Source organism: uncultured Campylobacter sp., assembly GCF_938018035.1.
Taxonomy (GTDB): domain Bacteria; phylum Campylobacterota; class Campylobacteria; order Campylobacterales; family Campylobacteraceae; genus Campylobacter_B.
On the sequence record NZ_CALIJF010000055.1, the window covers coordinates 1 to 8,244 of the forward strand.

General features: G+C 48.2%; 6 protein-coding genes. 3 read left to right on the forward strand and 3 right to left on the reverse strand.

Annotated features, from left to right (window positions below; translation table 11 throughout):
- The 3 genes from Q0257_RS01800 to Q0257_RS01810 form a co-directional block, all read left to right on the forward strand.
- On the forward strand, positions 1–2,100 hold a 2,100-nt coding region (locus Q0257_RS01800; protein ID WP_298020834.1), incomplete at its 5' end, for a mechanosensitive ion channel family protein.
- Positions 2,093–2,266 (forward strand): hypothetical protein, encoded by a 174-nt coding sequence (locus Q0257_RS01805; protein WP_005870938.1) that lies wholly within the window; start codon positions 2,093–2,095, stop codon positions 2,264–2,266. The genes Q0257_RS01800 and Q0257_RS01805, both read left to right, overlap by 8 nt.
- A complete protein-coding gene (locus Q0257_RS01810; protein WP_298020837.1) occupies positions 2,266–2,997 on the forward strand; it encodes a superoxide dismutase in 732 nt (243 codons plus the stop codon). The genes Q0257_RS01805 and Q0257_RS01810 overlap by 1 nt, the downstream gene beginning before the upstream one ends.
- A gap of 460 nt (positions 2,998–3,457) precedes the next feature.
- Here Q0257_RS01810 and Q0257_RS01815 read toward each other — a convergent pair whose 3' ends face one another.
- From Q0257_RS01815 to dcuC, 3 genes are all read right to left on the reverse strand, one after another.
- The gene (locus tag Q0257_RS01815) at positions 3,458–3,808 is read right to left on the reverse strand and encodes a hypothetical protein (RefSeq protein ID WP_298020840.1); all 351 of its coding nucleotides are present in this window, start codon (positions 3,806–3,808) and stop codon (positions 3,458–3,460) included.
- 252 nt (positions 3,809–4,060) lie between these two features.
- Positions 4,061–5,848: a M3 family metallopeptidase gene (locus Q0257_RS01820; protein WP_298020842.1), complete on the reverse strand. Its 1,788-nt coding sequence runs from the start codon at positions 5,846–5,848 to the stop codon at positions 4,061–4,063.
- A gap of 8 nt (positions 5,849–5,856) precedes the next feature.
- A complete protein-coding gene (gene dcuC / locus Q0257_RS01825; RefSeq protein WP_298020844.1) occupies positions 5,857–7,248 on the reverse strand; it encodes a C4-dicarboxylate transporter DcuC in 1,392 nt (463 codons plus the stop codon).
- Between the last annotated feature and the right edge of the window lie 996 nt (positions 7,249–8,244).

Sequence of the window (8,244 nt, forward strand, 5' to 3'; positions counted from 1 at the left end):
ATCAGCTTTTTAACGATTAGTCTTTTTAGCGTCGCTTTAGCGTTTGCAGACCTCAACACGACCGGTGAGGGAAGCTTTGTAGAGACAAATTCTTCCGCGCCCGAGGCAAATCTTACTTTAGAAAACAACAAAACCGAGATCAAAAAAGAAGTCGCTAAAATTCTATCCAAATCCCTCGGTGCGGAGGATGGAAATAAAACTGAAGTAATAAATATGATCGCAGAAAAGGTCGCCAAAACGGAGACTTCACAGAAAAAAACTCCTAACGGCGAGACGCTTATCTCTGTAATCAAAGAGATTAAAAAGCTAAATTTACAACGCAGCTCCCTGCTTAACGGCGGCGACGCCAACGCGAGCAAAAACGAGCTAGACGCCATCGATCGCAATAAAGCTAAGCTCTTTGATCGCCTACCTTTTGCGATTACGCAGCAGGATATGGATATCGAAAGCATAATGTCGTATGCGCAAAATAAAAAGAACATCCAAACTACGCTAAAAAAATACGCCAAAAAGCAGAGCTCTCCCGAATACGTAAATGCAAGCGCGGATTTAGAAAAGATGGAGATGGCAGAGATCTTTTATACCTCGCTTATGAAAATTGAGGATATGTTTGTAAACGGCGCAAGCAGAAGCGCGCTTGAAAGCGAGCTGAGTAGTACGCTACTAAATATCCAAACTAGGGATTTTAGCAAACTTAATGATTTGAAAAATAATCTAAGCAGTCAAGAGCAGATAGACGCCTTAGAGTCTAAAATCAACGATTTGAAAAACGACAAGCAGACCTACGACGAGGTGCTTACGTATCTGTCGCGAAATAGCGATCTGCTCGCAAGCAGCGTGGTTTTTACGAGCTTAAATTTTAAGTCGGTGATCGATTATATCAACGATAAAATTCCGTTTAAGCTCAGCCACGTAAATTTCGGCAAGCTCATTCTAATCACGCTGATTACGCTATTTTTCTACTCGCTTCGCAGACTGCTTGCCAACATCATCTATTTCGTATTTAAATTCTTTAATAAAAGCTTTTCGCTGGATAGCGAAACTCTAAAAACGCAAGTAGTGGGCATTATCAAGCGTCCGATGGGTATTTTGCTGATCGCTTATTCGGTCGATATCTGTCTTAGTATCTTTTATTATCCAGCGCCCGTGCCGATAAAATTTGCAAATTTATTCTCGATCGTTTACGTGGTGCTTTGGGCATGGCTCATCATCGAAATCATCGATGGCTACGGCATTGTCGTGCTTGGAAACATCACGAAAAAAGGCGTCAGAAAAGATATCATAAATCTAGTCGTTAAAATTCTATACGTCATCGTAATCATCATCGCCGCACTTTTGGTACTAAAGCGTCTAGGCTTTGACATCTCGGCGCTTATGGCATCTCTTGGAATCGGCGGACTTGCGATCGCGTTTGCGACCAAGGACATCATCGCAAATTTCTTCTCATCCGTGATGCTATTGTTTGATAATTCATTCTCGCAAGGTGATTGGGTCGTATTAGGAGACATAGAAGGAAACGTCGTAGAAACAGGCTTCAGAAAGACGACGATCAGAACCTTTGACAACGCTCTTGTTTTTGTGCCGAATTCCAACATAATGGCGCAAAATATCAAAAACTGGAGCCGCAGGAAGGTAGGACGGAATTTAAAGCTTACCATAGGCGTCGAATACGGCGCGAGCACGGCTCAACTGCGAAAGTGCGTAAACGACATCAAAGAGATGCTAAAATCTCACCCGGGCATCGCTCAATCTGCCGATACAGCGCTAAATTCTAAAGATTTTCGTATGCGCTATAGGCAAAACATGGTCTCTATTGACGATTTAGCGGGCTATAAAAGCACCATGTTCGTGGCGTTAGATAGCTTTGGCGATTCGTCTATTAATATTTTAGTTTACTGCTTCACAAAAACCGTAATATGGGCAAATTTTATCCAAACTAAAGAGGATGTTTTATTTAAAATAATGGAGATCGTGGAGCAAAACGGACTATCGTTTGCCTTCCCATCGCAGAGCGTTTATATCGAAAATATCCCGGAAATAGCAAGCGAATGCGTAAAATCAAAAGTAAATTCCAACGACAAAGGAGAGCAAAATGGCTGATTTCGATGACTTCGAAGACGAAGAGTTCGATGAGGACGAATACGAGGACGATGATTTAATCGGAGGCGACGAGAGTTACAACTACAACTACGACGAGGATGATTACAGCTACGAAGACGACGACGGTTTTAACGATTATAGCGATTTGGACAGCGAGGATTATTAGTGTTTAGATCCAGGGCGCTGCCTTTTGATCCGCGCACGAATAAAATCGCGAGCTTGCAGAGTTTAAAATTTCATCACGGCGGGCTTTGCGAGGACTACGTCTCCGCTCTAAATCGGGACATTGCGGATACGCCGATACAAAACGCGGATCTTTTTACGATCATCACGCAGTCGTTCAGGGAGGCTCGCGGAGAGGAGTGCGAGTTTTCGCAAATTTCAAAGCTTTATCAAATTTGCCTAGGTTTTAGCCGTATTTTTAACAACGCCTCTGAAATTTACAACCACGATTTTTACTTCGACTGTATCGCGCAGCCAAGTGAGCCTAGCGGCGAGCTCGCGGACGCTTTAACGCAGGCTTTCGGCGGGATGAAAAATTTTAAAAGCGAGTTTTTAAAGCGCGCGCTGGGGCTTTTCGGCAGCGGCTGGTGCTGGCTCGTGTGCGATGAGCGCGGCGCAAATTTAGAAATCATCACGACGCAAAACGCAGACACGCCGATCGTGCGCGGCAAAATTCCACTGCTTGCCTGCGATCTTTGGGAGCACGCCTATTATGCCGATCATCAAAATGCGCACAAGTTCTACGTGGAGAGCTTCTTGCATTTTGCCGACTTCGGCTTTGCAAGCGACGCCTATTCATGGGCGAAAAAGCAAGGGCTTGGCTCCGTGAGGCTCTATATCGGCGAGCTTCACCCCGCCGCATCTTCGCGCTGCGATTGCGGCTGCTGCGGATAAATTCGGGCTTTTACCGAGTAAACTTTAGCGCTGCGGATTTTCGGTTCTCTATGACCGCCGCGCGCTAAATTTCAAGCACCTTTCGCTTCTTGGCGTCTATATTTTACCTCACGAATACTGCACCGCGTAGCCCGTGGCGTCGCGAGACCTTGGGCTTGCTATCTCGCCGTATAAAATTTACGTGGATTTTGATCTTGAGCTCATTTGGCGTCTGCGGATTGAAATTTTACGATTTTTAATTTGAAGCTCATCTCGCTTAGACCCCCGTTTGCCGTTCTTGCGCGTTAAATTTCATTCCGCTGCGTTGTCGCCTGACGGCTCCGTCTTTTCGCACGCTAAAATTTTATCGTACGCGTTTTGCTCTGCAAATACAGCATCGCACGGACACCTATATGAAATTTTGTTTCGCAGTCATGCCGGCTAAAATTTTAACGCTGTCGCGCGCATCGAAATTTTAACGCTATGAGTGAACACCACGCAAAATTTCAAAGTTGCAAATAAGCGATCCGTGAAATTTTAAGATCGCGATAGGCGGCCCGCTCTTTGCCTTCGCAATCGAAAATAACCGATCCGCTCTCTGCGTTGCGTCGTATCGCCGCGTCGCCCGTGCCATCCTTCGTATCGGCTCTTTATTGCGTTGCGCGCTTAAATTTACTCGCATCGTCAAGCGACATGGCGTCGCGAGCACGGCGGATGTATGATTTAAAATTTCGCCGCAAAAAACAGCGCAGATCCCTATCTCGCACGGCGATGAGGCAAGCTTTAGCGATATGATTTTAAATTTAGCGATAAATTTTGAGCAAAATTCCAAAGATAGCGACTTGGCGCCATCTAAGGCCGCGCGGTCGCAAGACGCACAGACGGCGCACGGGCAAAATTTTAACGGCGCGCGCAGATTTTCTAGCGGCGGGCAGGAGGCCCTGGGCAGCGCGCAAAATGGCTCGGGCGATACGCTCGCTAGCGAGGGAGAAAGAATTTTAAAATTTCGCCCGGCTAGCCTTATCTGCCCACGCTCGCCTCTCTCACGCCTTGCGCCCGCACTCTTGCTAATTTTGCGCCCGTTTTACTCTGCACGGTCCTTTGATTTATCAAATTTCATCCGCTCCTCAAGCCGCTTAAACTCATCCGCATAAATGAGCGCATTATCGACGCACTCGAGCCAAAACTCCAGCGTTCGCGCGTCTTTGCCAAAGTGCTTTTGCAGCAAATCTTCAACGCTCATCACGCCGCACTCGCGCAAAAACGCCTTATATGCGCCGATAAATTTATCGCCCACGCGCCTAAACTCGCCCAGCAAAAACTGCGAGAGCAGGTAGCCTACCGCGTAGGGGTAGTTGTAGATGTATTGATCGGTTTTGTAAAAATGCAGCTTAAAATACGGCAAAAAGCCCTCCGCATCCTGTGTCGTATCGCCGTAACGTCCTCGCCACGCATTTTGCATGAGCTCTTCTATCTGCGCCGCGCCGACCGCGCCCTTTTGCCTAGCCTTTAAAAAAGCGATCTCAAAATCAAACCGCACGGCGATGTGTAGCATGAAATTTGCCGCCGATTTTAGCTCCTGCCACAAGATGTCAAAGAGCAAATTTTTATCCGAGCTGTTTTTTCGCAGATAGTTTCGCAGCACGGCTTCGTTAAAGGTGCTCGCAGCCTCGGCTAGCGTCATAGGAAACTGCGTGTGCAACGCGGGCAGATCGCGCATGATCCAGTAGTGCCACGCATGTCCGAGCTCGTGCGCCTGCTGGATCATATGCGCCTGCGTGCCCATGTAGCTGGAAAACACGCGCGGTTGCCGAAATTTATCAAACCTCGTATAAAACGCGCCGCCTGCTTTGTTTTCGCGCACCTGCGCCTCGATCCAGCACTTCTGCAGCATCATTTTGATAAATTCGGGTATCTCCTCGCTAACCTCGCCCATAGCCTCGCAGATCGTCTCTATCGCCCGCTCATAGGGGATCTCCTCAGTGCTAGCAAACGGAGACGGCGCGAGCAGATCGCGGGCGTAAATTTTACCCTGCGGAAAATACTTCGCGCGCAAGCTCACGCACTCTCTGATCCTATCCGCTCTTTGATCCAGCGCCGCAAACATCGCCGTTACAGCCTGCTCGCTGATTTTATTTTGCTGCAGGCTAGGCGTGAGGATATCCGTCCCGGCCGCCCTGAATTCGCCAAGCCTAAAGCCCTGAAGCAAATTTAAAACGTCGGCATACAAGCTCGCGTGCCTAGCGTAATGCTCCGCTAACCCCTCAAACACGCTCTTTCGTAGCGCGGCATCGGGCGAGCCTTTTAAAATGCCCGCGCATTTTGAGAGATTGTAGACGCTTTTTGCGCCGTGTTTATCCGTAGCCTGCACGGAGATGAGGTTGTTTAGGTGCCTAAATACGCCGTAAAGCGGAGTAAAACTGCTAGTCGCCGCGTCTTCGTAAATTTTACGTTCTTTTGCGTCAAATTTTGCCCGCCAGCTACTTTTGCGCTCGTCGTAAAGAAATTTTATCCGCGCAAACTCCTGCGTTTGGCGCGCGGTATCAGAGGGATCTAGCGCGTCCATCTTTTCAAAAATGATCTCTTTAATCCGTTCAAGGCGCAAAAATTTCTCCCTGATTTTCGCCTCAGCCGCGCCTGCTCGCTCGTCTTTGGTATCGTCGCTTGATTTGCAGCGGCAAAACGCGAGCAAGGAGTTTGCCTCCTCAAAGCCGCGCTCATATGCGTTTATAAGCAAATTTAACTCGCCGTCTGCACCGAGTAGCCTCTCTATCTCGCCTAAAATTTCGTCCAAATTTGACAGCGCATCCGTAAATCTCACGTCGTCAAAGTCGCCGTACGCGTCCTCAAACGTCCATCTAGGAAGCTGCATTTCGCGCCTCACAATGAGAGTAAAAATACGAAAATATGGTGGCTAAGCAGACCTAGGACCGCCGGCACGCTGCAGCGTTTGACGATATCGAGCGGACTGCACTTTAGCATACCGGCTATCGCGACGACCACGCCTGCTACGGGCGAGAGAGGGCGAGCGATAGTCGAGGCCTGGTGCATCGGTAGCACGAGCATCACGGAGCTCACGTTTAGCTTAGCCGCAATATGCGGTACCATCTCGATGAGCGGGTAGAAGCTCGCGCCGTTTGAGCCAGAGATGATCGTAACTAGCGTCGTGATGATGACGAAAAGCACCGACATGCCAAAGCCGCCAAATCCTAGCGAATTTGCGAGTTTTACGATGCTATCTAGCATTCCTAGCGCCTTAAAGCCTTCTGCGAATACGCCCGCTGCGATGATGAGGATCACGACGCCGCTTAGGCTCTTACCCATCGCTTGGAAAAGCACCTTGACCCCCTCGGCAATCGGGTCAAATTTGAACCTATGCCTGACCGCTTCAAAAAGCATCGCGATGACGACTGAAAGGATGATGATCGCCGAGATGTCAAGCTTGATAGAGGCGATGCAGTACTGTGAAAATACAACCACTAAAATCATCGGTAAAAACGGCAGTATCGCGTAAATTTTAGGCGCGGCGGCCTCGGGATTTTGCACGGCGCCGTCAAATTCCATCACTTCGCCCACATGCTCGCTGCATACCCAGCCCTCTTTTTTATCGAGATATCTGTTCCAAAAAACGAGCGCGATACCCATCACGATCGAGGTCGGAAGCGCGGCCGGAATTTTATAGATGAAAACGTAATCTAAAATGCTAAGCTGCGTAGCCTTTGCCGCCACGGCCGTCGATGCGCCGATGAGCACCATCGAGGCAGCTCCGGACATCGCACAGATCGAGCCTACGGTGAGCTTGTTTAGTCCAAGCGAGATGAGCACGGGCCCTAGCAGCGCGAGGCATAGCACGCCAAGCCCCACCGCGCTAGTGATAACCATGCTGATGAGCTTAGCCACCGCAAATGCGACGAAGACCATGACGTATGGGTTTTTGATCCTAGCAAAGCGCTTCGTAGCGATAGAGACGAAAGCGTGGTTCGCGCCGATATGCGTCATATAGCTCGCAAAGCCCACCATAAACATGATGATAAGGCCTAAGCTCGCAAATCTATTTGAGAACATATATCGGATAAACTCGATGATGTTTAGGTAGGCGTTACCCGTTGCTACGGCCTGTTTGGGCATGAAGCTTCCCGTGCCCAGCGTGACCGAACAGATCAACATAAAAACGCCCGAAAGAAAAAGCACGAGCGGCGCGTACTTGCCCCGCACTATCGCCCAGCCCACGATAAACAGCACCGCCATGCCGATAATAATACCCGCAGCCATTTTAGCTCCTTCCGCGGTAAAATTTAGCGAATTTTACTACGAACGTTGATATTTTAAGCTAAAACGGAGATTATTTTTCGGCTTTTCTGTTTGTGTATACTTCGCGCAGCTTTTGCTTTATTGAAATTTTGCAATTTAGCGCGCGGAATTTGCGGCTAAATTTAAAATTTAAAGCGGCTCTAGGTGCGGCATAAGCAAGCGTGGAGATGAAATTTTAAAATTTTGCTTTTATGCGGCGGCTAGACGTGTAGCAATAAAACAGCGTGCGACGCGGCGAGTGAAACGGCGTACACTGCGCGCGACCGGCAAATGAGCGCGAGCGACAGATACTGCGTTTTGAAGTCGAGATTAAGCCGGTAATTAAGAATTTTAAAATTTCTCTGTCCGCTTAGGTAAAATTTGATGCACCAAAGGCAAAGGTTGCGACGAATTTGAAATTTACGCCCGAATAGCACGGCTTGCGAACCGTGGGCTAAATTTAGCGAAATTTGATCGTTGAATTTTGCCTCTTTGGCGGTTGAAATTTCAGTGCCGTTTCGGCTTGAAATTCCGCTTTAAATTTTTAAAATTTGCACCCGTCAAAGTTGCTCGTTGCGCGGAAAAAACAAGCCGTATCGAAAGCCAAGCTATGTCGCGTCGGGCGGTACCTGCGCGCTAAAATACAGCGTGGAATTTTAACCGCATCAGCTCAAATTGTGCGACGAGCTGCGCTGCACGAAGCCCCGCTCGTTTAAGGAGTCAAGCCATATTCGCGCGCTGTATAAAGTTATACTAGCCCAAAGTCACGCTCAATCAAAATTCAAAGCCGCATCTGCCTGAAACACAAAATATAAAGCCAAAGCTGCTTAAAATTTAAGCCTACTCAAAATTCCAAATCCACTTAAAATTTTAAAATTTAGCCCGCTTTACTCCCTTGCTAGCCCGTTTTTATCGGATTTATCGCTGATTAGCTTGCCGCTTTCGTCGTATTTTTTGGCGCGCACGAGCCTGCCGCGC